Consider the following 2,913-nt stretch of genomic DNA (forward strand, 5'->3'; position numbering starts at 1 on the left):
GACTTATTATGGGATTACCGTAGGTGCTTCTCATCCATGCCTCTTAGATTACCAGATTTTGTCCCCCCCGAACGGTGACAATTTATCAGCGTTTTCTCCTTGTTTGTCGCCGGTGATGCCATTGACTGAGGAGACGATAACTAACAAAATAAGTGATAATGCTCGCCAACAGACCTGTAATCAAACTGCCAAAAAATAGCGTTAATAAAAATTCACCGCTCAAACTTGCCCAATTTTCCGCCCAACTTTGGTTAGAGGCAAAAATACGACTATCGATCGCTTGATTTCCTTGACCTAAAAATAATTCTCCCAATTTATAATTAAACAAAAACAGGGGAATATAGGTAAAAGGATTACTCACCCAAGTGGCTGCCGCTGCCGCAATTTTATTGCCCCGCACACAGAAAGCTAAAAAAATCGCAATAATGATCTGTAATCCCATCCAAGGAAAAGCCCCAGAAAACACCCCCACCGCTAACCCGCGAGCGATTTCGATCGGATGTCCCTGCAATCGCACCAAGCGAACCCACCAGTAGCGACAGGAGCGCGTCAGACGATTAATTAGGCTATTTTCTTTATTTTTCGCTTTTAATGACCGTGAGCGCATATTTTCGGGCATAAATGCTGACAAAATTGATACCAACTTCAATTTTAGCAAGGAGTGATTAAGAGATGTTAAACACAGGGGATACGATCGCCGCCATCGCTACGGCGATCGTTCCAGAACAGGGTAGCATCGGTATTGTCCGTTTATCCGGTAGTCAGGCAGTGGCGATCGCTCGTCGGCTGTTCCATACCCGCAATCGTCAACCCTGGGAAAGTCATCGTCTTCTCTACGGTTATATCCGGCATCCCCAAAGTCAAGCAATTATCGATGAAGCTTTGCTGCTGCTCATGTTAGCGCCCCGCTCTTTCACCCGCGAGGATGTGGTGGAATTTCACTGTCATGGCGGCATTATGCCCGTACAACAGGTGTTACAGTTATGTCTAGAAAATGGGGCGCGTTTGGCCCAAGCGGGGGAATTTAGCCTGCGTGCCTTTCTTAACGGCAGAATTGACCTAACTCAAGCCGAAAGCGTCGTCGATCTCGTTGGGGCGCGTTCTCCCCAAGCGGCACAATTTGCCCTCGCTGGTTTACAGGGAAAACTCGCGCAACCGATTCGGCATTTGCGTGCCACCTGTCTCGATATTTTGGCTGAAATTGAGGCCCGTATTGACTTTGAAGAGGATTTACCGCCCTTGGATCATGAGGCGGTTCTCCATAGCATAGAACAGGTTTTTTGTCAAGTAAATTTAATTTTAGCTACTGCCGAGCGCGGGGAATTGCTGCGTAGTGGTCTGAAAGTGGCGATCGTGGGACGGCCGAATGTGGGGAAATCCAGTTTGTTAAATGCTTGGAGTCGGAGCGATCGAGCGATTGTCACCGATTTACCCGGCACTACCCGCGATATCGTCGAATCTCAGCTAGTTGTGGCGGGAATCCCCGTACAAGTCCTCGATACGGCAGGAATTCGCTCGGCCAGCGATCGAGTCGAACAAATTGGGGTGGAACGTTCCCGCCAAACGGCCCGGTCTGCTGATTTAGTTCTCTTAACCGTCTCCGCAGAGTCAGGATGGACCGAGGAAGACGAGGAAATTTACCGCTCTGTCAGCGATCGCCGATTAATTTTAGTGATTAATAAAATTGATTTAGCTCATCCCGAAACGGTAATTTATCCAGCAGAAATTGAGCGAGTTGTCAAGCTTTCCGCCGCCCAAAATCAGGGTATTGAAGACTTAGAAAAAACTATTATTAATGCTGTCCAAAATCAAGAAATACAGGCGGCTAATTTGGATTTGGCCATTAATCAACGACAGGCGGCCGCTTTAACTAGGGCGAAAATTGCTTTGCAACAGGTAAAAAAAACAATTGACGAAAATTTGCCTTTTGATTTTTGGTCGATCGATCTGCGTACTGCCATTCAAGCTTTAGGAGAAATTACCGGCGAAGAAGTGACTGAATCGGTACTTGATCGCATTTTTAGCCGTTTTTGTATTGGGAAATAAGCAATGAGGAAATCCGGTTAACCAGAAACAAGGTTTTATCCTTTTGTGTTCGGTTAACTGTCAGGGTAAGCGCATCTAAAAATGTAGCAAATTATACCAGGGTAAGCTCATCTAATTTGGTATAAATTGTACTTGACAAAGATTTCTAAATAGGGTGTGGAACTCGCTGTAGCACCGTCCCGCGCTGCCAGTACCCAGACTTAGTCGCTGCTACCTCTGTATAATTTATCATTAGCCTTAGTCTCACTGTTGTTGATGAAAATTAATCAGGAAATAGCTCATGGGTAAAGGTTTTGCCCCCGTTCTCCCCACTGGAAATAAAGCTCAACTAAAACCTGAGCTTCCTTTAACATCAATCAATGAAATTCAAGCTAGTTTATTGACTTATCTTCAAGAGTGTCCCGAACCCAAAAACATTTATTAACCGATATTTTAGTCATTGCTATTTTAGCAGTTATAGCCGGAGCCGAAGGTTGGGAAGACATCGAAAATTGTGGACTCAGTAAGCAGCCTTGGTTATCTGAGTTTTTAGAATTACCTAATGGCATTCCTTCTGATGATACTTTTTGTCGGGTTTTTGAACGGATTAACCCGATCGACTTACCGACATAGTCTGGCACAAAAAAGTAAACGGGCGGGCATGGATAATAACTATATGATGGCTGTGCTGAGAACCTTTTGTCAAGCCTAGCTGTCACCGCTCAAAAAAAAGGGGCTCTCCCAGCTTTGGTGGGTAAAATGTATTCTAAGATACATTTCTCCTAGCGAGGGGGTGGAACGAACCACAAAGACACAAAGGACACAAAGATCGATCGATCCTATGTCAATTAAACTTATCACACAGAACCTAGAAGAGCCAAAAAGGAA

Annotated in this window: 2 protein-coding genes and 1 pseudogene; 2 read left to right on the top strand and 1 reads right to left on the bottom strand. The window is 45.1% G+C overall.

Annotated features, from left to right (window positions below):
- Window positions 1-85 precede the first annotated feature (85 nt).
- A complete protein-coding gene (locus tag MICAI_RS02505; protein ID WP_008197338.1) occupies window positions 86-619 on the bottom strand; it encodes a DUF2062 domain-containing protein in 534 nt (177 codons plus the stop codon).
- A 53-nt stretch (window positions 620-672) separates the two neighbouring features.
- Here MICAI_RS02505 and mnmE point away from each other — a divergent pair, with 53 nt between their 5' ends.
- On the top strand, window positions 673-2,046 hold the full coding sequence (gene mnmE / locus MICAI_RS02510; protein WP_008197340.1) for a tRNA uridine-5-carboxymethylaminomethyl(34) synthesis GTPase MnmE: 1,374 nt from the start codon (window positions 673-675) through the stop codon (window positions 2,044-2,046).
- Between the two features lie 280 nt (window positions 2,047-2,326).
- Window positions 2,327-2,649: pseudogene (locus MICAI_RS26755) on the top strand (transposase family protein); the annotation flags it as partial.
- Between the last annotated feature and the right edge of the window lie 264 nt (window positions 2,650-2,913).

This window comes from Microcystis sp. T1-4 (genome assembly GCF_000297435.1).
GTDB lineage: Bacteria > Cyanobacteriota > Cyanobacteriia > Cyanobacteriales > Microcystaceae > Microcystis.

Excerpts from the sequence above, each read along its gene's own strand:
- MICAI_RS02505 (WP_008197338.1), bottom strand. The coding sequence starts at position 619 with ATGCCCGAAAATATGCGCTCACGGTCATTAAAAGCGAAAAATAAAGAA.
- mnmE (WP_008197340.1), top strand. The coding sequence starts at position 673 with ATGTTAAACACAGGGGATACGATCGCCGCCATCGCTACGGCGATCGTT.